18 protein-coding genes and 1 tRNA gene are annotated in these 22858 nt (G+C 71.7%); 10 read left to right on the forward strand and 9 right to left on the reverse strand.

From position 1 onward, the window contains the following. Positions 1-17 precede the first annotated feature (17 nt). The 4 genes from fdnG to KILIM_RS08155 are packed head-to-tail and all read left to right on the forward strand — an operon-like array spanning position 18 to position 6934. On the forward strand, positions 18-3263 hold the full coding sequence (gene fdnG / locus KILIM_RS08140) for a formate dehydrogenase-N subunit alpha (RefSeq protein ID WP_006592179.1): 3246 nt from the start codon (positions 18-20) through the stop codon (positions 3261-3263). Further along, a complete protein-coding gene (locus KILIM_RS08145) occupies positions 3260-4471 on the forward strand; it encodes a 4Fe-4S dicluster domain-containing protein (protein ID WP_006592180.1) in 1212 nt (403 codons plus the stop codon). Before fdnG ends, KILIM_RS08145 begins: the two co-directional genes overlap by 4 nt. Continuing rightward, complete coding sequence (nrfD, locus tag KILIM_RS08150) at positions 4468-5670, forward strand: NrfD/PsrC family molybdoenzyme membrane anchor subunit (protein WP_217997075.1); 1203 nt, start codon at positions 4468-4470, stop codon at positions 5668-5670. Before KILIM_RS08145 ends, nrfD begins: the two co-directional genes overlap by 4 nt. Then, on the forward strand, positions 5624-6934 hold the full coding sequence (locus tag KILIM_RS08155; RefSeq protein WP_157551587.1) for an L-lactate MFS transporter: 1311 nt from the start codon (positions 5624-5626) through the stop codon (positions 6932-6934). The genes nrfD and KILIM_RS08155 overlap by 47 nt, the downstream gene beginning before the upstream one ends. A 68-nt stretch (positions 6935-7002) precedes the next feature. Here the strand turns inward: KILIM_RS08155 and KILIM_RS08160 are convergent, their stop codons facing one another. Next, complete coding sequence (locus tag KILIM_RS08160; RefSeq protein WP_006592183.1) at positions 7003-7995, reverse strand: asparaginase; 993 nt, start codon at positions 7993-7995, stop codon at positions 7003-7005. A 59-nt stretch (positions 7996-8054) separates the two neighbouring features. Beyond that, positions 8055-9086, reverse strand: a complete 1032-nt coding sequence (gene selD / locus KILIM_RS08165; RefSeq protein WP_373280989.1) for a selenide, water dikinase SelD — start codon at positions 9084-9086, stop codon at positions 8055-8057. A 55-nt stretch (positions 9087-9141) separates the two neighbouring features. Between selD and KILIM_RS08170 the strand changes: the two genes are divergently transcribed. Next, positions 9142-9237 (forward strand) — tRNA-Sec (locus KILIM_RS08170). Positions 9238-9313: 76 nt separating this feature from the next. Here KILIM_RS08170 and KILIM_RS08175 read toward each other — a convergent pair. Further along, positions 9314-10420, reverse strand: coding sequence for a hypothetical protein (locus KILIM_RS08175; RefSeq protein ID WP_006592185.1), 1107 nt, complete (start codon positions 10418-10420; stop codon positions 9314-9316). 270 nt (positions 10421-10690) lie between these two features. On the opposite strand from KILIM_RS08175, the gene selA reads away from it, so the two are divergent. From selA to KILIM_RS08190, 3 genes are all read left to right on the forward strand, one after another. Continuing rightward, the gene (gene selA / locus KILIM_RS08180) at positions 10691-12157 is read left to right on the forward strand and encodes an L-seryl-tRNA(Sec) selenium transferase (protein WP_006592186.1); all 1467 of its coding nucleotides are present in this window, start codon (positions 10691-10693) and stop codon (positions 12155-12157) included. A gap of 2 nt (positions 12158-12159) precedes the next feature. Further along, positions 12160-13959: a selenocysteine-specific translation elongation factor gene (locus tag KILIM_RS08185; RefSeq protein ID WP_006592187.1), complete on the forward strand. Its 1800-nt coding sequence runs from the start codon at positions 12160-12162 to the stop codon at positions 13957-13959. Between the two features lie 248 nt (positions 13960-14207). Beyond that, positions 14208-14420: a TOBE domain-containing protein gene (locus KILIM_RS08190; protein ID WP_006592188.1), complete on the forward strand. Its 213-nt coding sequence runs from the start codon at positions 14208-14210 to the stop codon at positions 14418-14420. A gap of 32 nt (positions 14421-14452) precedes the next feature. Here the strand turns inward: KILIM_RS08190 and KILIM_RS08195 are convergent, their stop codons facing one another. From KILIM_RS08195 to KILIM_RS08210, 4 genes are read right to left on the reverse strand one after another with little or no spacing between them, the layout of a single operon-like run. Continuing rightward, positions 14453-15583, reverse strand: coding sequence for a sulfate/molybdate ABC transporter ATP-binding protein (locus KILIM_RS08195; RefSeq protein WP_006592189.1), 1131 nt, complete (start codon positions 15581-15583; stop codon positions 14453-14455). Then, on the reverse strand, positions 15580-16386 hold the full coding sequence (locus KILIM_RS08200) for an ABC transporter permease (protein WP_006592190.1): 807 nt from the start codon (positions 16384-16386) through the stop codon (positions 15580-15582). Before KILIM_RS08200 ends, KILIM_RS08195 begins: the two co-directional genes overlap by 4 nt. 53 nt (positions 16387-16439) lie before the next feature. Next, positions 16440-17261 carry a molybdate ABC transporter substrate-binding protein gene (gene modA, locus KILIM_RS08205; RefSeq protein ID WP_006592191.1) on the reverse strand — a complete coding sequence of 274 codons (822 nt, stop codon included), beginning with the start codon at positions 17259-17261 and terminating at the stop codon, positions 16440-16442. A gap of 17 nt (positions 17262-17278) precedes the next feature. Continuing rightward, complete coding sequence (locus KILIM_RS08210; RefSeq protein WP_040562690.1) at positions 17279-17680, reverse strand: TOBE domain-containing protein; 402 nt, start codon at positions 17678-17680, stop codon at positions 17279-17281. Between the two features lie 126 nt (positions 17681-17806). On the opposite strand from KILIM_RS08210, the gene KILIM_RS08215 reads away from it, so the two are divergent. Then, positions 17807-18958, forward strand: a complete 1152-nt coding sequence (locus KILIM_RS08215; protein WP_006592193.1) for an acyl-CoA dehydrogenase family protein — start codon at positions 17807-17809, stop codon at positions 18956-18958. Between the two features lie 18 nt (positions 18959-18976). On the opposite strand, the gene KILIM_RS08220 is transcribed toward KILIM_RS08215, so the two are convergent. Continuing rightward, positions 18977-20176: an acyl-CoA dehydrogenase family protein gene (locus KILIM_RS08220; RefSeq protein ID WP_006592194.1), complete on the reverse strand. Its 1200-nt coding sequence runs from the start codon at positions 20174-20176 to the stop codon at positions 18977-18979. Positions 20177-20212: 36 nt separating this feature from the next. Further along, entirely contained in the window at positions 20213-21442 is a 1230-nt protein-coding gene (locus KILIM_RS08225) for a CaiB/BaiF CoA transferase family protein (RefSeq protein WP_006592195.1), read from the reverse strand. A 237-nt stretch (positions 21443-21679) separates the two neighbouring features. Here KILIM_RS08225 and KILIM_RS22215 point away from each other — a divergent pair. Further along, on the forward strand, positions 21680-22858 hold a 1179-nt coding region (locus KILIM_RS22215), incomplete at its 3' end, for a PucR family transcriptional regulator ligand-binding domain-containing protein (RefSeq protein ID WP_006592196.1).

Raw genomic sequence — 22858 nt, forward strand, 5'->3', positions numbered from 1 at the left:
GATGAGCTGGAGGCGTCATGTCGATAGCGAAGACCTTCCTCGAGTGGCCGGTGCTGCGCCAGGTGCGCACGGGCGACTTTCTCGGGCGCGGCCCGGCGGTCACCTCGGCCAAGACGCGCGCCAAGCACCCGCGCACGCAAGACGCCGACACGGTCGCCCAGTCCGTCTGCCCCTATTGCGCGGTCGGCTGCGGGCAGAAGGTCTACGCGAAGAACAACCGGGTCATCGCCATCGAGGGCGACCCCGACTCCCCCGTCTCGCGCGGTCGGCTGTGCCCCAAGGGCGCGGCCAGCGAGCAGCTCGTCAACTCCCCCACCCGCGTCACAAAGGTGCGCTACCGGGCCCCCTACGCCACAGACTGGAGCGACCTGGATGTCGACACAGCCGTCGACATGATCGCCGACCGGATGATCGAGACCCGGCGCCGCACCTGGCAGGACACCGACGAGGCGGGCCGCAAGCTGAGCCGCACCATGGGCATCGCCTCCCTCGGCGGCGCGACGCTGGACAACGAGGAGAACTACCTCATCAAGAAGCTGTTCACCAGCTTGGGAGCAGTGCAGATCGAGAACCAGGCGCGTATTTGACACAGCGCCACGGTCCCCAGTTTGGGGTCCTCGTTCGGGCGTGGCGGTGCCACGCAGTTCGTGCAAGACATGGCGAACAGCGACTGCATCATCATTCAGGGATCGAACATGGCCGAATGCCATCCGGTCGCCTACCAGTGGGTCACCGAGGCCAAGGCGCGCGGGGCCCGGATCATCCACATCGATCCGCGGTTCACGCGCACGTCGGCGGTCGCTGACCGGCACATCCCCATCCGGGTCGGCTCCGACATCGTCTTCCTCGGCGCGCTCATCAACCACGTGTTGACCAACGAGCTGTACTTCCACGAGTACGTGCGGGCGTACACCAACGCCACGAAGCTCGTCTCCGACCAATTCCTCGACACCGAAGACCTCGACGGCGTCTTCTCCGGCTACGACCCGACCACCGGCGCGTACGACCCGACGAGCTGGCAGTACGACGCCGACGGCGAGCGCGACGAGACGATGCAGGACCCGCGGTGCGTGCTGCAGGTGCTGCGACGGCACTTCGCCCGCTACACCCCCGAACTCGTCACACAGATGTGTGGCATCAGCCTGGCGGACTTCCAGTACGTCGCCGATTCGCTCGTCGCCAACAGCGGCCGCGAGCGCACGACGTGTTTCGCGTACGCCGTCGGGTGGACCCAGCACACCCTCGGTGCCCAGTTCATCCGCACCTCCTGCATCCTGCAGTTGCTGATGGGCAACGTCGGACGTCCCGGCGCGGGCATCATGGCGCTGCGCGGGCACGCCAGCATCCAGGGCAGCACCGACATCCCGACGCTGTTCAACCTGCTGCCCGGCTACCTGCCGATGCCCAACGCCGAGAAGACCAACGACCTGCGGTCCTACATCGAGGCCATCGCCCCCAAGAGCCAGAAGGGGTTCTGGGCCAACGCCGACGCGTACACCGTGAGCCTGCTCAAGGCCTGGTGGGGCGAGGCGGCCCAACCCGAGAACGACTTCGCGTTCGACTACCTGCCGCGGGTCAACGGCTCGCACAACACCTACGCCACGGTCATGGGCATGCTCGCGGACACGGTCGAGGGCTACTTCCTGCTCGGCCAGAACCCCGCGGTCGGCTCCAGCCACGGGCGGATGCAGCGGATGGGGATGAGTCACCTGAAGTGGCTCGTCGTGCGCGACCTGCAGCTCATCGAGTCGGCCACGTTCTGGAAGGACGGCCCCGAGATCGCCACGGGCGAGATGGTCACGCAGGAGATCGGCACGGAGGTGTTCTTCCTGCCGGCCGCGACCCACGTGGAGAAGGCGGGCACGTTCACCCAGACCCAGCGGATGCTGCAGTGGCGCCACCAGGCGGTGCAGCCGCCGGGCGACGCCCGCAGCGAGCTGCAGTTCTTCCACGACCTGGGCCGGGCCATCCGGGCCAAGCTCGCCGGCTCCGACGACCCGCGCGACCGGCCGCTGCTCGACCTCACGTGGGACTACCCCACCGACGAGCACGGCGACCCCGACCCGGAGGCGGTGCTCGCCGAGGTGAACGGCTTCCACCTGAGCGGGGAGCAGGCCGGCACACCGCTGGACAGCTTCATGCAGATGAAGGCCGACGGGTCGACCAGCGGCGGCTGCTGGATCTACTCCGGCGTCTTTGCCGGTGGCGTCAACATGTCCGCCCGCCGCACGCCCGGTCGCGACCAGAGTTGGGTTGCGCCCGAATGGGGTTGGGTGTGGCCGCTCAACCGGCGCATCCTGTACAACCGGGCCTCGGCCGACCCCAACGGGGTGCCGTGGAGCGAGCGCAAGGCCTACGTGTGGTGGGACGAGGAGGCGAGCAAGTGGGTCGGTCACGACGTGCCCGACTTCCCCGTCGCCAAGTCGCCGCACTACCGCCCGGAGCCCGGTGTCGGCGGCCCCGACGGCCTGGCGGGCGACGACCCGTTCATCATGCAGGCCGACGGCAAGGGGTGGCTGTTCACCCCCAAGGGCATGATCGACGGCCCGATGCCGACGCACTACGAGGCGCAGGAGTCGCCGGTGTCCAACGCGCTGTACGACCAGCAGCGCAGCCCCACGCGGCACGTCTACCCCCGCAAGGACAACCTCTCGGCGCCCTCGGCCGGGGAGGCCGGAGCGCAGATCTACCCGTACGTCTTCACGACCTACCGCCTCACCGAGCACCACACGGCCGGCGGGATGAGCCGGTGGCTGCCGTACCTGTCGGAGCTGCAGCCGGAGTTCTTCTGCGAGGTCTCACCGGCGTTGGCGGCCGAGCGGGGCTTGGAGAACGGTGGCTGGGCGACGATCATCTCTGCGCGCTCGGCGATCGAGGCCCGAGTGCTGGTCACCGACCGGATGACGCCGCTGGTCATCAACGGTCGCACCGTGCACCAGGTCGGGCTGCCCTATCACTGGGGCGTCGGCGGCGGCGATCCGTGCGTCTCCGGCGACGCGGCGAACGACCTGCTCGGGGTGACTCTCGACCCCAATGTGCACATTCAGGAGAGCAAGGTCGCCTCGTGCGACATCCGTGCCGGGCGGCGCCCCCAGGGTGAGGCGCTGCTGCGGCTCGTGCAGGAGTACCAGTCGCTGGCGGGGCTCACCACGGCGACCGGCAACCGGCTCCGCAGCGCCGATGCGCACCCGCAGGGTGATCCGCGCCCACAGGACGTCGTGTTGTCGCGGGAGAAGTCAACACAGGACGGTGAGGGCTCGTGACCTTCTGGCAGACCCAGTTGTCGGGTCCTACCGACCCGTCGCGCGACGCGAACTGGCCCGATCCGCCGCCGCGCAAGGGCTTCTTCACCGACACCTCGATCTGCATCGGCTGCAAGGCCTGCGAGGTGGCGTGCAAGGAGTGGAACCACGTACCCGACGACGGCTTTCGCATGTTGGGTTCCAGCTACGACAACACCGGTTCGTTGGGCGCCAGCACGTGGCGGCACGTCGCGTTCATCGAGCAGACCTCCGACCGGATCGCCGCCGCGCGCGAATCCGGACGAAAGCTCGTCGAGTTGGGGATGCCGTCCGTCGGGCCACCCGCAGACGCGCACCCGGCGCCGCTGCGGCGGGCCACGGCCGTCGACGTCTCCGGCGCTGCGCCGACCGGCCTTCCGCTCGGCGGCCCCGGCACCCGCGTCCCGGAGACCGATGGGTCGGCCGGGTCGGGCGGCGCGGCGGTCGGTCCAGGAGTCAGCGAGCAGCAACTGGAGGCGGCTCGTGAGGCCGCGTTGGCGGCGCAGGCGGCCGGGACGATCCCGGACTTCCGCTGGCTCATCGCCTCCGATGTGTGCAAGCACTGCACGCACGCCGGGTGCCTCGACGTGTGCCCGACGGGGTCGCTGTTCCGCACGGAGTTCGGCACGGTCGTCGTGCAGGACGACATCTGCAACGGCTGCGGCTACTGCGTGGCCGCCTGCCCCTTCGGCGTCATCGAGCGGCGCGACCGGCCGGGTGGCAAGCACGGCGGTAAGCATGGTGACAAGCACGGCAAGGGCGGCGGCACCGCGGTACTCAACGAGGGCATCGCCCAGAAATGCACGCTGTGTTACGACCGGATCGGCGTCGGTGAGCAGCCGGCGTGCGCAAAAACCTGCCCCACGACCTCCATTCAGTTCGGCGACCTCGACGAGATGCGGGCGCGGGCTCAGGAGCGCGTCGAGACGCTGCACGCCAAGGGCTTCACCGAGGCGCGGCTGTACGGCCACGACGAGCACGATGGGGTCGGCGGCACCGGTTCGGTCTTCCTGCTGCTCGACGAACCCGAGGTGTACGGCCTGCCGCCGGACCCGGTCGTCACGACGCACGACCTGCCCGACATCTTCCGCAAGGCGGGCTACGCGGGCCTGACCATGCTCGGGGTCGGCATCGTCTCGTTCGCCACGGCCGCAGCGACCGCCGCAGCACAAGGATGGAGGCGCGGATGACCACCGGCAACTCGCAGGCTTCGACCACGGCCTACGGCGAGGCGGTCACGTTCACTCCGCGCGTGGGTCAGGTGCAATTGCGCGGACCGGCCGACGACCCGGTCGGCGAGGGGCCTGCTGGCACTGGGCGCGACGGGCGCAGGGGCGGTCGCCGGCGCAAGCGGCAGCGCGACGACGTCATGGTGCCGCAGGCGCAGTTCTCCTCGTACTACGGGCGGCCCATCGTCAAGCCGGCGCCGTGGTCGTGGGAGATCCCGGCCTACCTGTACCTCGGCGGCCTGGCGGCGGGGTCCGCGCTGGTCGCCTCCGGTGCGGAGATGACGGGGCGCCGCGAGCTGCAGCGCAACGCCCGACTCATCGCGCTCGGGGCACTCGGCGGCAGTACCGCGGCGCTCGTCTCCGACCTGGGCAAGCCGAGCCGCTTTCTCAACATGATGCGGACGGTCAAGCTCACGTCGCCGATGTCGGTGGGCTCGTGGATCCTCGCGGGTTTCGGCACGTTCACCGGCATCGCGGCCTTCAGCGAGGTCATGCACGAGGTGTTGCCGCCCGACGTTCCGGGGCGTCAGCTGTGGCCGATCGGCGACCGGCTGACCTCCATCGGCGCCGCGATGTTCGCCCCGCCGCTGGCCGCCTACACGGCGGTGCTGTTGGCCGACACCGCCACCCCGACCTGGCACGCCGCCTACCGCGAGCTGCCGTTCGTCTTCGTCGGTTCGGCCCTGGCCTCGGCGGGCGGCGCCGCGATGATCACGACCCACCCGGATCAGACCGCGCCGGCCCGCACCGCCGCTGTCGTCGGCTCCGTGCTGGAGTTGAGCGCCCACCAGATCATGGAGCGCCGGATGGGCATGCTCGCCGAACCACTGCACGAGGGTCGGCCCGGAAAGCTGCTGACCGCCGCCAAGGCACTGACCGTCGCGGGGGCCGCGCTGACCGTCGTCGCCGGCCGCCGCCGACCGCTGGCCGCGCTGGCGGGGGTCGCCCTCAACGTCGGCTCCGCCCTGACCCGGTTCGGGGTCTTCTACGGCGGCATCGCCTCGGCCAAGGACCCCAAGTACACGGTCATCCCCCAGCGCCAGCGGCTTGCCGAGAAGCAGGCCGCTCTCGCCCACGAGCAGCACAAGCAGCAGGAGCAACTCGGAGCCCACGATGACGCGCGATTCCAATACGGCCGGGGCGGCGCAGCAGGGCGTTGACGGCGCCGGCCGGGGCCGACGTGTTCCCGACCGTCGCCTCATGCTCGTCGGCGGCATCCTCGTGCAGGTCGCCCTCGGCGGCGTCTACGCCTGGAGCACATTCGCCGCGGCGTTCAAGTCCGATGAGTCGACGCTGCACCTGAGCGCTCTGCAGGCGAGCCTGCCGTTCCAGATCGCCATCGGCATGATCTTCGTCGGCACCTTCATCGGCGGCCGCATCCAGGACGCCCGCGGCCCCCGCGTCGTGGCGCTGGCCGGCGTCGTCATCTACGCCCTCGGCATCATCCTCAGCTCGTTCGCGCGCGAGCCCGGGCAACTGTGGCTTCTGCTTGTCGGCTACGGAGTGCTCTCCGGGTTCGGTCTCGGGCTGGCGTACATCGTGCCGATCGCTTTGCTGCAGAAGTGGTTTCCCGACAAGCCTGCGCTCATCACGGGCCTGGCCATCGGTGGCTTCGGCCTCGGCGCGGTCATCACCTCGCCGATGGCCCAGGTGCTCATCGGCAACAACCCGCAGACTCCTGCCGCGGCCTTTCTGCCGCTGGGTCTGGCCTACCTGGTGGTCGGAGTGCTCGGCGCCGCCGCCTTCAAGAACCCGCCGTCGGGCTACTCGGTGGCCGCAGCACACGATGCGTCCGAGCCTTCCGCAGAGGCGGGCCAGGCATCGTCGCGCCGCGACTTCACCCAGGCCGAGGCGCTGGCGACGCCGCAGTGGTATCTGCTCACAGCGATCCTCACCTTGTCGGTGATGACCGGCATCTCGTTGGTGTCGGCGGCCGCGGGCTCAGCCGCCGCGATCGCGGGCTTCACCGCCGCGGGCGCCGCTACCCTCGTCGGAGTTCTCGGTCTGTTCAACGGCGCGGGCCGCATCCTGTGGGCGTGGATCTCGGACCGGATCGGCAAGATGCCCGCGTTCGTCGGCATCCTGACCATCCAGGGCCTCTGCCTCATCGCCATCCCGCACGCGAGCGCCGGCTGGCTGTTCGTGCTGCTCGCCGCGATCATCTACACCTGCTATGGCGGTGCGTTCGGGGCGATGCCCTCGACCGCCGGGGCTTTTTTCGGAGTCGCCAACGCCGGCTCGATCTACGGCCTCATGCTCATCGCGTGGAGCCTCGGCGGCGTCGCCGGGCCGCTGCTGTCGACGTGGCTCATCGGCGCGGACGCCAACTACACCTTGGCGTTCACGACCGTCGGCATCATCGGCGTGGCCGCCGCGATCCTGCCACTGATCACCAAGCCGCCCAAGCGACCGGCCGACGCCTGAAGCGTGGCCATGCCTGGCGGCATGGTCCGGCCAGAGGCATGAGCAGACCGGCTGGTCAGTTCGAGTGGTCAGCTCGGCAGGTCGGCCCCGGCGGCCAGGTGGGCGGCCAGCCACAGGCGCGCCTGGAGAGCATTGCGTGGGCCGGCGCTGATCAGAGCGCGGCCCAGCAGGTCGAGTTCGGAGCCCGGATAGCCGTACGTCGCCTCCAGCGTGCCGCCGGCCCCGGTCCGGGAGGCGAGCACGACCGGCTTGGTCGCGGCGATCGCCGCCAGCATCGGCACGAGCGGGGAGGGCACATGCCCGCCGCCGACCCCCTCGACGACCAGGCCGTCGGCAATGGTGGCCAGCGCCTCGACCTCCGCCGCCGCCGTGCCCTGGGCCACCCGCAGGATCGGCACGGATGGCCACACCGCATCCGCGGGCACCGGGATCGGCGGATCGGAACGCACCGGGTACGCCCAGATCCGCACCCGGCCCTCGACGACCCGGCCGATCGGTCCCACGCCCGGCGAGGTGAAGGCGTGCGGGGCGCTTGAGTGCGACTTGGCCACGTGGGCGGCAGCGTGGATCTCGTCGGCGAGCACCACGAGCACCCCGAGACCGCGCGCGGCCGGGTCGGCGGCGACCCGCACCGCCGACAACAGGTTGGCGGGGCCGTCGGCACCAGGGCTCGACGGGGTGCGCATCGCCCCGGTGACCACGACCGCAATCGGGCGGTCGGCGAGCAGGTCGAGTAGGTAGGCGCTCTCCTCGATGGTGTCCGTGCCCTGCACGACGACGACGCCGTCGCAGGTCGCGCCGTCGAACTCAGGGCCCTGCGACGGCTCGGCGGCCTGCGCGATGGTCGCGGCCACCTGGCGCAGGTCGTCGGGTGTCAGGTCGCACGACGGCTTCTGCAGCAGGGAGCGCACGTCGAGGTCGGCGACCTGCGACAGCTCCGGGACCGCAGCGACGAGGTCCGCGCCGGTCAAGCTTGGCACCGCGCCGCCGCCGGACCCGGCGTCCGAGGGCACGGAGGCGATGGTGCCGCCCAGGGTCAGCAGCAGGACGCGCGCAGTCATCACCCCATCCTGCCTGGCCAGAGCGCGGCGCGGTCGACAAGGCGCCCCTCATAGGTTGCTCAGCGGATGTCGATCATCGACTCCCCCGCCACGGTGTGCCCGATGACGGGTGAGCCGGGGATCTCACCGACGACGAGCAGGCCGCCGCTGGTCTGGGCGTCAGCGAGCAGCGCGAGGGTGTTCTCGTCGACGCCTGGGCCCACGCTCAGGTGGGGTCGCACCCAGTCGAGGTTGCGGCGGCTGCCGCCCGGCACGTAGCCGGCGGCCAGCGACTCTGCGGCGCCCTCGATAAGGGGCACCGCGTCGGCATCCAGTACGGCGCCGACGCCGGAGGCCCGCAGCATCTTCCACAGGTGCCCCAGCAGCCCGAAGCCGGTGACATCGGTGGCCGCGCGAATCCCCGCCGCGAGCGCCGCCGCCGACGCGTCGGCGTTGAGCTGGGTCATCACCTCGATCGCCTGCTCGAAGACCTCCCCGGTCGCCTTGTGTCGGTTACCCAACACACCGGAGCCGATGGGTTTGGACAGGCTGATCGGCAGCCCCGGCTGCGCGGCGTCGTTGCGCAGCAGGCGGTCGACGTCGGCGACACCGCTGACGGCCAGCCCGTACACCGGCTCCGGGCCCGTGATCGAGTGGCCCCCGGCCACCGGGCAGCCAGCCTGCGCGCCGATGGCCGCGCCGCCGAGCAGCACCTGCGCGAGCAGCTCGTCGGGCAGGCCCTCGGGGTCGTCGGGGTCGGCCAGCGGCCAGGCGACGAGGTTGAGGGCGAGCACTGGGCGGCCGCCCATGGCGTATACATCCGAGAGGGCGTTGGCCGCGGCGATGCGGCCCCAGTCGTAGGGGTCGTCGACGACCGGGGTGAAGAAGTCGGCCGTCGAGATGAGCGCCGTCTGGCCGTCACCGACGTTCAGGCGCACCGCCGCAGCGTCGTCCCCGGACTCCAATCCGACGAGGAGACAGTCGTGTTCGCCGGATCGGCTGCCGGGCAGGGTGCCGAGAATCTGTTCCAGCCGACCGGCCGGGATCTTGCACGCTCAACCGCCCCCGGCCGCGTACTGGGTCAGGCGTCGGCGCGGACGTGCGCCCGAAATCTCCTGATCCGCTCGTCCCATAGCGCGAGCCTAAACCCCGACGTAGGCTGACCTCGGAGGCGCCTGGGCACCTGGTGGGCTCCTCGGTCTTCAACACCGATGTGCGGCGGTATCCGTCGCGGGCGGGTTCGATTCCCGTGCGTCTCCGCCAAATCTCTTGCCATGGAAGGCACCTCACCAGCAGTTACGTGCTCGGAGTGTCTTCGGCAGTCAAGGGCCCGCTCACATCAACGAGCGGGCCCCTGCGCCTCCAGCACGCCCAAGACCTCCCACAGGTCCAATTCCACCCGGTAGTCGGGGCCGAGTTCGTCGGTCATCTCGCCGACGAGTTCGCCGGCGAAGGTCGCGTGGTCGCGCGCGGCCCGCGCATCACCCCAGCCGAGCACGGGGTCCATGTGCGCGGCGAAGTGCTCGGCCCACCCCTCCAGCTTGGCGTTGAGCTCGGCGGTGAAGCTGCCGACCCCCGAGTCGGTGACGAAGTCGCCGACGACCGGAAACCGGCGGCCGTGGGCGTTGCTGAGCTGGACCACGAGCGGAGCGCGCACGTCCGCCGCCGCGATCCGCTCGACTCCGGCGCGGCCCAGGTGGGCCAGTTGCAGCGTCACCTCGACCGCGCCCGCACCGTCCTTGACCCGCCGCGCGAGCCAGTGGCCGAGGGCCTCGTAGTCGCCGATCCGCGCCCGCGGCAGCCACCCCTGTGCCTCGTCCCACTGGGCGCGCCACTGGTCCGACCAGTCGAGCAGGCGGTCGACGATCTCCGGCGCGAGGTCGAGCTCCTCGGGTTCGATCGGTTGCCCGTCGAGGCGCAGCGGGCTCTCGCGGTCGCTTTCGGTCGTCAGCCACAGCCCGGTCATCTCCCGATGCGGTACGGGGCTCGTGTCGATATCGCTGACCCAGGGGGCCTCTTGCGGCACCGTTCCTTCGTCGCCGGCCCAGCCCTCTCCGGCGTAGGCGGCCTCGTCCGGAGCCGGTGGTGCCGGTGCCTCGTCCGTCGGTACCTCCGCTGACGGCTCGGCCGGTGGCGGCTCGTCGGCGGTCGGCTCGGCCGGTGGCGGCTCGTCGGCGGTCGGCTCGACCCGCGGGCCCGCCGCTGCTGTCTGCGCAGCGTCAAGCCGCGCCGAGGAGGTGTCGCGGGCGTCGGCTGCGGTCGCCCCCGCGTCGCCGGCCTGCGGATCGTCCTCGTCGAAATCGACGAACAGATCCTCGAATCCATCGGTGACGCTGGGGGGTTCGCCGCCGGATCCGCTCCCCGGGCGGTCCGCACCCTGCGGCGGATCCGCGCGCAGGGGGTCGCCCGCGAAGATGTCGTCGAACCAGTCCGAACCCTGGCCCATCCGCGGCCCTCCTTCCGGCACGTTCGGCACGGCGCCGGCTGCCGCAGCGGTCTGCCACCTGGATGCCGGCGGTGCCGGTCCTGTAAGAATGCCCGTCTGAGGCTGTCTGGGCCGGTAATCACACCGACACGCCGAGGTTTCGGCCGCGATCCGCACACCTGGCCGGCCGAAATCACCGTCGAGGCCCCGATCGCACCGACCCCGACCACACCCGACTCCGAGCCCGAACCCGAGCCCCAATCGACCGCACCGACCCCGAGACGAGGCGACGTGTCCCCAGCCGACCCCCGCCGCAACGACCGGCGGCCCGAGGACCCCCGGCGCGACGACCCCCGGCGCGCGATCCCGCGCACCGACGCGCTGCTGGCGGCGCCGGAGTTCACCGCTGCCGCCGCGCAGTGGGGCACGGCGGCCGTGAAGACCGCCATCCGCGCCGCGCAGGAGTCGGCGCGCCGTGGGCAATTGGAACCCGATTCGGTGGGCCCCTCGGCACTGGCCCAACTGCGGGCCCGGGAACGACACGCGACGACGCTGCGCCCGGTCCTCAACGCGACCGGCGTCATCCTGCACACCAACCTGGGCCGGGCACCCCTGTCGCCATCGGCCCGTGAGGCGTTGGCCGTCGCCTCCGGCTACTGCGACGTCGAGTTCGACCTCGCCGACGGCACGCGCGCGCGCCGCGGCCGGGGGACGTTGCAGGCGCTGACGGCCCACCTCCCCGAGGGCACCGGCGCCCTCGTGGTCAACAACGGTGCCGCGGCGCTGGCGCTCGTCGTTGCGGCGCTCGCCGTAGCCCCCGGCCGCCCCGAGGTGGTCGTCTCCCGCGGCGAGTTCGTCGAGATCGGCGACGGCTTCCGCATCCCCGAACTGCTCGCCGCCACCGGGGCCGCGCTGCGCGAGGTCGGCACGACCAACCGCACACACCTGGCCGACTACCTCGACGGGGTCGGGCCGCAGACCGGGGCGGTGCTCAAGGTGCATCCCAGCAACTTCCGGATCACCGGCTTCACCCGCGAGGTCGACATCGCCGAGCTGGCGGGGCCGTGCCGGGAGCGGGGGCTGCCGCTCGTCGTCGACATCGGGGGCGGCCTGCTGACCGCCGATCCTCTGCTGCCGGACGAGCCGGATGCGACCAGTGTGCTGCGGGCCGGCGCCAGCCTTGTCACAGCCAGTTGCGACAAGTTGCTCGGCGGTCCGCAGGGAGGTCTGGTGCTCGGCGACCCCGCCCTCGTCGCGCGCGTCCGACGCCACCCGCTGGCCCGGGCGATGCGAGTCGACAAGACGACCTTGGCGGCCCTGGAGGCGACCCTGCGCCTCGGGGCGGCCCCCACGCACGTCGCATTGCACACCCCGTCGACCGAGCTGCGGACGCGGGCCGCCCGGCTCGCCGACCTGTTGCCCGCAACGCTGGCCGCGCAGGTCGTGCGCAGTGACGGCGCTGTCGGCGGCGGCTGCGCGCCCGGGGTCTGCCTGCCCGGCTGGGCGGTCGCGATCCCCGAGCGGCTGGCACCTCCGCTTCGGGTGGGCGACCCGAGCGACCCGCGGATTCCCTGCGTCGTGGGCCGGCTCGAGGGCGGGCACCTGTTGCTCGACGTCCGCTGCCTGACCGACGACGACCTGACCGGCGTGGCCGCCGCGGTCGCCGTCGCAGCCTTCGCGACCCACGCCGGAGCAGCGGGCGATCCGGCCGCGGGTGATCCGGGCGAAACGACTGTCGGTGCGGACGGGTTGGGCTGAGGATGCACGTGCTGGCCACCGCAGGGCATGTCGACCACGGCAAGTCGACACTCGTGCACGCCCTGACCGGCATGGAGCCCGACCGCTGGGAGGCCGAGCGCCGTCGCGGGCTGACCATCGACCTCGGCTACGCGTGGACCACCCTGCCGTCGGGTCGCACGCTGGCGTTCGTCGACGTACCCGGACACCGGCGCTTCATCGGCAACATGCTCGCCGGGATCGGTCCCGTGCCGGCCGTCGTCTTCGTCGTCGCGGCCGACGCAGGGTGGAGCGCCCAGAGCCAGGAGCATCTGCGCGCGATCGAGGCGCTGGGCATCGACCGCGGCATCCTCGTCGTGACTCGCGCTGACCTCGCCGATCCGGCTCCGGCCCTGGCGCATGCCGGCGAGCGGTTGGCCGGCGGCAGCCTGGCCGACGTCGAGGCGGTCGCGGTCAGTGCGCTCACCGGTGCGGGTCTGGCGCAGCTGCGGGCGGCGTTGGACCGCCTCGTCGACGGCATGCCGCCTCCCGAACCGACCCAGCGAGTGCGGCTGTGGGCCGACCGGTCGTTCACGATCGCGGGTGCGGGCACGGTCGTCACCGGCACCCTGGGCGCCGGGGCGATCGCGGTCGGCGACGAACTTGAGGTCGGCGGTCGGATGGTGCGGGTTCGGGGGCTGCAGGCGTTGGGAGAGCACCGCGATCAGGTCGAGGCACCGGCCCGGGTGGCGGTCAACCTGCGCGGGGTCGGAGCCGATGAACTCCGCCGCGGCGACGCGCTGCTGACGCCCACGTCGTGGCGAGTGACGCGGGTGTTCGACGCCCGCTTCGTCGGCGACCCGCAGGCCGTCCCGGACCTGCCGCAGCGAGTCACGCTGCATCTGGGGACCGCCTCCCCCGCCGTGCATATCCGCCCCCTGGACGCCGAGTCCACGGGGGTCGTGCGCATCCTGCTGCCGGAGCCGCTGCCGGTCATGGCCGGCGACCGGGCGATCCTGCGCGACCCGGGTGACGCCTCCGGAGAGAGCGTCGTCGGCGTGGTGGTTGTCGACGCCGATCCGCCCGCGCTGACTCGTCGCGGCGACGGTGCCCGCCGCGGGCACGAGCTGGCGGGGCGCTCCGCGGATCTGCTGGACCTGGCGACCGAGGTCGCCGCGCGCGGGGCGATGCGGGAGTCGCACGCAGTCGACCTGGGGGTCGACCTGGCGTCCGCCTGCGCCGCCGCGAATTCGCTGGTGCGCCGGGACGGCTGGCTCGTCGACCCCGACCAGTGGCGACGGTGGGGGGCCGCGCTGCGAGACCTGGCCTCCGCCCGCGCCACGACCCATCCGCTGGATCCGTTCGTGCCCCTGGAGGCGGCCCGGGCGCAAGTCGACATTCCGGACCTGCGCCTCGTAGCCCCGGCAGCCGCTGACGCCGGGTTGGAGGTTTCGCAGGGTCGCCTGCAGTTGCCGGGAACGCGGCCCGACCTGGGCGCCGCCGAGGCGGGCCTGCGCGGCATCGAAGAGCGGCTTGCGCAGGCTCCGTTCGCGGCGCCGGAGGCGCACGAGCTGCGGGCCGCGGGGTTGGGTTCCCGCCAGTTGGCAGCCGCAGTCGGCATGACCCGCCTGCTGCGGCTCGGCGACGGCATCTACCTGCAGCCGACCGCGCCGGCCCGCGCGATGCGGCTCCTTGCCGCCCTGCCGCAGCCGTTCACGACGAGCCAGGCACGACAGGCCCTCGGCACGACACGGCGCGTCGCGATTCCGCTCCTGGAGCATCTCGACGCCCGCGGGTGGACCCGCCGCCTCGACGCCGGACACCGACAAGTCGTGCGTAACTGACGAGTCAACCGGCGGCCTGGGCCGCCGCCGAAAGACAGTGTTCGCTTTTGCACCCCGGACGGTGCAAAAGCGAACACTGTCTTTGGCTGTGCGGGCTCGGCGACGCCCGTACCTGCCCCGGATCGGCAGATCCGGCCGTAGCCGCCGCCGGTGGCCGAAGCTGCGGAGCGATTGGTCAGCACCCATGGGCGGACCTACGGTGGCGAACACCGCACGTTCAACACCAGGCTGACCCCAAGGAGCCACCCATGCGTCTTTCCACCCGCAATCAGCTGCGCGGCACGATCGAGTCGGTCGAGCTCGGTGCCGTCATGGCCACCGTTCGCATTCGCCTCGACGGCAGCGACCAGGTCGTCACGGCCGCCATCACCAAGGACGCCGTGCAGGACCTGGGCCTGGAGCAGGGCCAGTCGGCCGTCGCGTTCATCAAGTCCACCGAGGTGATGGTCGGCATCGAGTGATGCCTCGCGTGAGTCTGTAGTGGCCGGCCGGCTCACGTGCGGGCGTGGATGGCGACTTCCTGCGCCTTGACCGCGAGGTAGACGGCGGCGCCGGGTTCGAGCCGCAGCTCCGCGGCCGCGGCCGGGGTGACGTCGGCGGCGATGAGACCGACGCCCTCGACACGAGCGCGCAGGTGAACCGCGCCGTCCCCGGCCACCGCGGGTGCCAGCTCGGTGACCACCGCCGGCCAGATGTTGCGCGGGCTGCCCGTGGGCGGCTCGGGGAAGACCGACACGGCCGAGGGGGCGAACACCGCGACGGCGTGCTGTCCATCCGGCACGTCGCCGACCCCCACGACCCGGCCGCCGTCGGCGGTGCGCACCGCCGGGCCGGCGTCGGCCAGCCCGGGGACGAGGTTGACGCCCGCGAGCCGCGCCGCGAAGGCGCTGCGTGGTGCCGCCAGCACCTGGGTCGTCGTCCCCACCTCGACGATGCGACCGCCCTCGATCACGGCGATGCGATCGGCCAGCGCGAGCACGTCGAGCAGGTCGTGGGTGACGATGAGGGTCGTGCGGCCCTGCTCGCGGCAGATCTGCCGCAGCAGCGGACGCAACTGCGCGGCGACCGCGATGTCCAGCGCGGCCAGCGGCTCGTCGAGCAGCAACACCGCCGGCTCAACTGCGAGCGCCCTGGCCAGGCCCACCCGCTGGGCCTGCCCCCCGGAAAGTTGCCCGGGCCTGCGAGCGGCCAGGTCGGCCACCCCCAGGGCGTCGAGCCAGCGCAGGGCGCTTGTGTGGGCCGCCCGTCGGCCCCGGCCGCGCGAGCGCGGACCGAAGGCGACGTTCGCCGCCACACTCAGGTGCGGAAACAGCAGCGGGTCCTGGGTGAGCACCCCCAGGCCCCGTGTGTGCGCGGGCCGAAAGATCCCTGCGGCTGTGTCGACGAAGGTCTGCCCCCCGACGACGACCCGCCCCTCGTCGGGCACGCTGAGCCCGGAGATCGCCTGCAGCAGCGTCGACTTGCCGGCTCCATTGCGCCCGAGCAGCGCCACGACCTCGCCGCCGGCCACGTCGAGGCGCACCTGCACGTCGCGTTCGTCGAAGGTCACGTCCGCCAGCACGTCCGGGGCCGAGGCCGCCCGCCCGGTCCGTGCGCCGCGGCCTGCGGCGGGCTCGACGCTCACGACGACGCACCCTGCGCCGGTGGCCGCGACCGGCGACGCCCGGGCACCGACTCCCCGCCCGCGCCGTACACCGTGATGACGATGATCGCCGCGACGGCCACGAGCAGCATCGAGAGCGCGACCGCCGCGTCGGGGTCGATCTCGCGCTGCAGGTAGATCTCCAGCGGCAGCGTGCGGGTCACCCCCTCGAGGGAGCCCGCGAAGGTCAACGTCGCCCCGAACTCCCCGAGCGAGCGGGCGAACGCGAGCACCGAACCGGAGACGACGCCGGGCACGACCAACGGCAGCGTGATCCGCAGGAGCACGATGCTGGGGCGCGCGCCGAGCGTCGCGGCCACCTGCTCGTAGCGTTGCCCGGCCGAGCGCAACGCCCCCTCCAAACCGATGATGAGGAACGGTGTGGCGACGAACGCCTGCGCCAACACGACCGCCGTCGTCGAGAAGGCGATCTGCAGACCGAGCACCTCCAGGTGGGAGCCGATGAGCCCGCGGCGCCCAAAGGTGTAGAGCAACGCGATGCCGCCGACCACCGGGGGCAACACGAGCGGCAACAACACGAGCGCGCGGATGAGGCGCTGGCCGGGGAACGAGCCGCGCGCCAGCACGAGCGCCACCGGTGTCCCCAGGAGCACCGCCACGACCGTGGCCATCGCCGAGGTGCGCAGGCTCAGGGTCAGGGCGGTCAGTGACGAGGGCGCGGTGATGAGCTCCCAGAAGTTGCTCCAGTCGACGGCCGTCGCCATGCCCACCAGGGGCAGCACGATGAGCCCGATCCCCACCAGGGCGGCCGGCCACACCCACACCGGCAGCGCGACGTCCGCCGCCCGCCGGGCCTTTCGTGGCCTGCGGCGACCGATCACGGCGCCCCGAAGCCGGCCTCCGACAGCACGGTCTTGCCTTCGGGTCCGGTGACGAAGTCGACGAAGGCTTGCGCCGTGGCCGCGTCCGTGGCGTTCTTGAGGGCGGCGATCGGGTAGATGTTCACGGCGTCCTTGGACTCGGGAAAAGTGACCGTCGCGACTTTGTCGCCGGCGCCCGTGGCGTCGGTGACGTACACCAGCCCGGCATCCGCCTGTCCGGAGGTCACTTTGCCGAGCACGTCGGTGACCGACTGCTCCTCGCTGACCGCCTTGATGGTGACCCCGGAGGCCTGCTCGACCTTCTTGGTCGCCGAGCCGCACGGCACCGGCGGCGCGCAGATGACCACCGTGGTGCCGGCGGCGCTCTTGGTGGCGAGGTCCTTCAGGTCGCTGACGTTCTTGGGGTTGCCGGGGGCCGTGACGATGGTCAGGGTGTTGGTCGCGAACGGCGTCGGGGTGCCGGTGACGATGCCGGCGTCGACCGCCTTCTTCATGTTGTTCTCGTCGGCGGAGGCGAAGACGTCTCCGGGAGCGCCCTGGTCGAGCTGGGCGACGAGGTCGGAGGATCCGCCGAAGTTGAAGCTGACGTTCACGCCGGGGTGAGCGGCCTCGAACTTGGGGCCGAGTTCGCCGAAGGTCTGTCGCAGCGAGGCTGCCGCGAAAACGGTCAGCGTGCCTCCGGCCGCGGTGGTGGCCGTCGGCGAGGCTTCTCCCGTGGCCGTCGTCGCGGGGGCCGCGTTGCCACCGCAGGCGCCCAGCGCCAGGAGGAGGGCGAGGCCGGCCGTGCCGATGACGCCGTGGCGATAGCGAATGCTCATGAGATTCCTCCGGTGGGTTAGGGCGTGGTCGGGGTGTCGATGATGACGGTCGTGGCCTTGACGACGGCGACGGCCAGCACCCCGGGGCGCAGATCGAGGCGCTCCACGGACCGCGTGCTCATGAGCGAGACGACCGTGAACGGGCCGCACTGCAGCACGACCTCCGCCATCACCCGATCGCAGGTGACCGCCGTGACCAGACCCACGAACTGGTTGCGGGCGGATGTGGCACCGGAGAGCACGTCGGGCGGACGGCTGGCCCGCTCGCGGGCGTAGGCGGCCAGTGCGGCGCCGTCGATGACCATCCGACCGGCATCGTCCTTCGTCGCGGGTAGGGCGTCGTGCTCGATGAGCCGGCGCACGGTGTCGTCGCTGACACCGAGCAGCGCGGCCGCGTCCCGCACACGGAAATGACTGATCGACACACGGCGCAGCCTAGCCGCATCCGCGGAGCTATTAGCCACCCATTCCCGCAACTACGGATCTGCCGACTCGCACGCGCCGGATTCCGGCCCTCACGTCGCCTCTGGCCATAAGGTCACTCCATGTCCGTGCAACGCCTGCTGCCCACCGAAGAAGCCGCCGATCTGATCGAGTTGACACGCGAGATCTGCGCCGAGCAGTTGCGCCCCAAGGCCGACGAGTACGAGGCGCGGGCGGAGTTCCCGCGCGAGGTCTTCGCACTGCTCGGCCAGTCGGGCCTGCTGACCCTCTCCTATCCCGAAGAGGTCGGCGGCGGCGGGCAACCGTACGAGGTCTATCTGCAGGCGCTGGAGGAGATCGCAGCGGCCTGGATGAGCGTGGCCGTCGGGGTGTCGGTGCACTCGCTGACCTGCAACCCGGTGTTCGCGTTCGGCACGCCGGAACAGCAGGAGGCCCTGCTGAGCCCGATGCTCTCGGGCGACCTGCTCGGCGCCTACTGCCTCTCCGAGCCGGGCGCCGGATCTGACGTCGCCGGCATGACGACCCGGGCGCGCCGCGAGGGCGAGGGCTACGTGCTGCACGGCACGAAGGCCTGGATCAGCCACGCCGGGCACGCGGACTTCTACACGACGTTCGCGCGCACCAGCGACGACGGCCCCCGCGGCCTGTCGTGCTTCGTCGTGCCGGCCGACGCCGCCAACCTGAACTTCGCCGCCCCCGAGCGCAAGATGGGCCTGGACTGCGACACGGTCGGCCAAGTGCTCTTCGAAGACGTCGCCGTGAGCGCCGACCGCCTGATCGGAGCCGAGGGCCAGGGCATGTCGATCGCCCTCTCGGCGCTCGAAGCGGGCCGCCTCGGCATCGCCGCTTGCGCTACCGGCTTGGCACAAGCGGCGCTGGACGTCGCCACCGAATACGCGAAGGAGCGCGAGCAGTTCGGCCGCAAGATCGGCGAGTTCCAGGGCCTGGCCTTCCTACTGGCCGACATGGAGGCTGCCGTCACCTCGGCGCGCGCCACCTACCTGTACGCCGCCCGCCTCAAGGACGCCGGCCGCCCGCACAGCAAGGAGGCCAGCGTCGCCAAGCTCACCTGCACCGACGCCGCCATGCGGGTGACGACCGATGCCGTGCAGGTGCTCGGCGGCTACGGCTACACCAAGGACTTTCCGGTCGAGCGGTTCATGCGCGAGGCCAAGGTCACCCAGATCTTCGAGGGCACCAACCAGATCCAGCGCCTCGTCATCTCCCGCGCGTTGCTCGGCCGCCTCGGCTAGCCCCCAACTCGCAGCGGGTCAGCGGTAGGCGGCCTCACCGGTGAGGGCCTGGCCGATCATCAGCGTGTGCATCTCCGGCGTGCCCTCGTAGGTGAGCACCGACTCCAGGTTGTTCGCGTGCCGAATCACGGGGTACTCCAAGGAGATTCCATTGGCGCCGAGGATGGTCCGCGCCGTGCGGCAGATCTCGATGGCCTTGGAGACGTTGTTGAGCTTGCCGATGCTCACCTGATCGGGCCGCAGTCCGACGGCGTCCTTGCGGCGCCCCAGGTGCAGGGCGAGCAGCGTGCCGAGCGTCAGCTCGTTGCTCATCTGCGCGAGCTTGTTCTGGGTCAGCTGGAAGCCGCCGATGGGGCGGCCGAACTGGGTGCGCTCCTTGGAGTAGTTCAGCGCCGACTCGAAGGCCGAGCGGGCCGCCCCCATGGAGCCCCAGATGATGCCGTACCGAGCCTCGTTCAGGCAGCTCAGCGGCCCCTTGAGGCCGCGGACCTCGGGGAAGATCGCGGTGCCGGGCAGCCGCACCTCGTCGAGCACGAGCTCGCTGGTCACCGAGGCGCGCAGCGACATCTTGTGCTTGATCACCGGGGCGGAGAAGCCGGGGGTAGCCGTCGGGACGACGAAGCCGCGGATGCCACCGTGCTCCTCCCCCGCATTGGCCCACACCACGGCCACATCCGCCACAGAACCGTTGGTGATCCACATCTTGCGACCCGAGAGCACCCAGTCGTCGCCGTCCTTGCGGGCGCGGGTGCGCATGGAACCGGGATCCGAACCATGGTCGGGCTCCGTCAGGCCGAAGCAGCCGATCGCGTCGCCGGTGGCCATCTGCGGCAACCACTCCTGCTTCTGCTCCTCGCTGCCCCAACGCCAGATGCCGAACATCGCCAGTGACCCCTGCACCGAGACCAACGACCGGATGCCGGAGTCGGAGGCCTCCAGCTCCAGGCAGGCCAGGCCGTAGTCGACCGCGCTCATCCCGGCGCAGCCGTAGCCGTCCAGGTGCATGCCGAGCAGCCCGACCTCCCCGAGCGTTTTGGCCAGCTCCCGCACGGTCGGCAGCTCACCGGCCTCGAACCACTGCGCGACGTGGGGGTCGATCTCCTTCTCGCACACGGTGCGGACGGCCTCGCGGACGGCCTTCTCCTCGTCGGTGAGCTGGTCGTCGATGTCGGCCAGGTCGAGCGGGTGGATGGTGCGGGGCGCGTGTTTGTGGTTCATTCCGGTGACCTCCTGGGTCTGGTCGGGTTTGGCTGGTCAGTTCGCTGTTCCGTGGGGATCGCGGGCGGGTAGCGGGGCCTGCGGCGGTCCGCTCAGCCAGGCGCGGAGGCTCGGTGCGTCCTGCCCCAGGAGCGGCGGGGGCGCCGGCGTGCGGGTCATCGGTTCGCTATAGATCACGGGATGGCGCACTTGCGCCGAGGCGGTGTCGCCGAGGTCGACGATGGGCGCCAGCCCGAGGTCTTCGGCGAGCGCGAACGCGGCAGCGAGGTCGTTGACCGTTCCGGCCGGCACGCCCACCGCGGTCAGCCGGGTCTGCCAGTTGGCGGCGGTGTCGGTGGCCAGCGCGGCTTCGAGGGCGTCGATGAGGGCGTCGCGGTGCCGCACCCGGTCGGCGTTGCGCGCGAAGCGCGGATCCGTGGCCAGCTGGTGGTGTCCGAGCTCGGCGGCCAGCCGACCGAATTGGCCGTCGTTGCCGCAGGCGAGCGCCAACACGCCGTCGGCGCAGCGCAAGGTCTCGTACGGCGCGATCGAGGGGTGCTGATTACCCATGCGTCGCGGGACCACACCGGCGCCCAGGTAGCCGCTGGCCTGGTTGACCAGCGCCGCGAGCAGGCTGGAAAGCAGGTCGATCTCGACGTGACAACCCCTGCCGGAACGCTCCCGAGCGGCGAGTGCGGCCAGAATCCCGATCGTCGCGTCCTTGCCGGTGAGCACGTCGACGAGGGCGACTCCGGCTTTGGTCGGCTCGCCGCCGGCCTCGCCGGTGATGCTCATGAGGCCACCGACTGCCTGCACGACGAAGTCGTACCCGGGCAGCGCGGCTCCGGCTCCCGACCCGAAGCCGGTGATCGAGGCGTAGACGATCCGCGGATTGAGCGCGGCCACCGACTCGTAGTCCAACTCGTGCCGGCACAACGCCCCGGGCCGAAAGTTCTCGACGAACACGTCGGCGCGCGAAGCCAACTCCACGGCCGCGCGGCGATCCTGCGGGTCCGCGAGGTCGAGGGTGAGGCTGCGCTTGGAGCGATTGACGCTCTCGTAGTACGTGGAGAGCCCCTGGCCACCCGGTTCCGCGACGTCGACCTCGCCCTCGACCCACCCGTGATCGGCCCAGGGCGGACCCCAGGCTCGGGTGTCGTCGCCGACCCCGGGCCGCTCGACTTTGATGACGTCGGCGCCGAGGTCGGCCAGGGTCATCGTCGCCAGCGGTCCGGCGAGTACCCGGCTGAAGTCGGCGACGAGCAGACCCGCCAGCGGCGCGCTCACGCCGCCACCTCGTCACGCCGCACAGCTGACTGGGTTGCTGACCGGGTCGCTGACAGGGCGGACCGAACGGGATTCAGAGGGCGGATCACAAGCGATCTCCTTCGGCGTCGTCAGCGACGGGGTGGGCGGGTAGTGCGGCGGCTCTGTCCTCAACCGTAGGAGTCGGCGTGCGGAACGGCATCGTGCGGATTGCACTAACGAGAACATCTCGGTGCACAATGCACACATAATGGCGGCATGGCCACGACTCTCCAAGATCTCGTCGCGGGCCTGCCGGACGACCTGCTGCCCACGGGGCCGCTGCCCACTGCGGTCACACGGGTCACCGGCGTGCACGTCAGCGAACTGCTGGACCCCACGCCGTTTCTCGTCGGCGGGGAGTTGCTGCTGACCACAGGCCTGAGCCTGACGACCCACCTCACCCGGCTGGTCGACTACGTCACCCGACTGCGCGGAGCCGGTGTGGTGGCGCTGGGCTTCGGCGTCGGCCCGGTGCATGCCGCCCTGCCGCCACCCCTGCAGGCAGCGTGCGAGAGAGCGGGTCTGCCGCTGCTCGTCGTGCCCACGCGCAGCCGATTTCAGACGGTCGTCGCGGCCTTCTGGCAGCGGGAGCGGGAGGCGGAGCGGCAAGACCTGCACGGAGCGCTCGGCTCAACCCATGCCCTGGTGCGCGCGGCGACGCAGGGGCCGGGCGATCGCGGGCGCACCCGGGCTCGCGTGGTGCGAGCCCTGGCGACCGGCGTCGGCGGGTGGGCCGCGCACCTCGACGCCGACGGTCGGGCAGGCACCGCGTGGCCCATGACCGCGCGGCCGATGGCCCGACGAGCCGGCGAGTACGTGCAGCGGCTGCGGTCGGCCGCGGTTGCGGGGGCGACCTTTCCCTTGGACCACGACGATGTGCTGCTGCAGCCGATCGCGGGAGCAGAAGGCGGCTACCTCGCCTGCGGTTGCACCCGGCCCATCCCCCAACGGATGCGACACCTGACGCTGGCGGCGTGCGCGGTACTCGACCTGCACGCCAGCCGCCTCGCGCCGCACGTCGCCCTGCAGGAAGCACTGCCGTCGGTCCTGGGGCAGCTGGTCGTGCTGGGTCATGCGGGCGCCGCGCGCGACGTTGCGGCGGCCCAGGGACGACCGTGGCCGGCGGCTGTTCGGGTCAGCGTGGCCGAGCACCCCCGCACCGCAAACGGGCGCGAGCTGCCCGGGTCGCCGCTGGTGGCCTGGGCGGCCGGGAGCGCCGGGCTCGCCTGGCACGCCGAGACGACCTCGGGGTTGTGGGGCGCGGGTCGTGCCCAGGGCGCGGCCCCGGCGCGCGAACGGTCCGGTGAGCTCCGGGCGCACCCCGACCGAGCGCAACGCTCGCCCGGCCACCGAACGCCTCGTCCTCATCAGCCCGCCGGACCTGCCTCCCCAACC

Source organism: Kineosphaera limosa NBRC 100340, assembly GCF_000298215.1.
GTDB lineage: Bacteria > Actinomycetota > Actinomycetes > Actinomycetales > Dermatophilaceae > Kineosphaera > Kineosphaera limosa.

What these genes read in the sequence shown, in the direction of transcription:
- modA (WP_006592191.1), bottom strand. Translation starts at nt 17,261, where the DNA reads ATGAGCATTCGCTATCGCCACGGCGTCATCGGCACGGCCGGCCTCGCC.
- KILIM_RS08185 (WP_006592187.1), top strand. Translation starts at nt 12,160, where the DNA reads ATGCACGTGCTGGCCACCGCAGGGCATGTCGACCACGGCAAGTCGACA.
- KILIM_RS08215 (WP_006592193.1), top strand. Translation starts at nt 17,807, where the DNA reads ATGTCCGTGCAACGCCTGCTGCCCACCGAAGAAGCCGCCGATCTGATC.
- KILIM_RS08220 (WP_006592194.1), bottom strand. Translation starts at nt 20,176, where the DNA reads ATGAACCACAAACACGCGCCCCGCACCATCCACCCGCTCGACCTGGCC.
- KILIM_RS08155 (WP_157551587.1), top strand. Translation starts at nt 5,624, where the DNA reads ATGACGCGCGATTCCAATACGGCCGGGGCGGCGCAGCAGGGCGTTGAC.
- KILIM_RS08160 (WP_006592183.1), bottom strand. Translation starts at nt 7,995, where the DNA reads ATGACTGCGCGCGTCCTGCTGCTGACCCTGGGCGGCACCATCGCCTCC.
- KILIM_RS08175 (WP_006592185.1), bottom strand. Translation starts at nt 10,420, where the DNA reads ATGGGCCAGGGTTCGGACTGGTTCGACGACATCTTCGCGGGCGACCCC.
- nrfD (WP_217997075.1), top strand. Translation starts at nt 4,468, where the DNA reads ATGACCACCGGCAACTCGCAGGCTTCGACCACGGCCTACGGCGAGGCG.
- KILIM_RS08190 (WP_006592188.1), top strand. Translation starts at nt 14,208, where the DNA reads ATGCGTCTTTCCACCCGCAATCAGCTGCGCGGCACGATCGAGTCGGTC.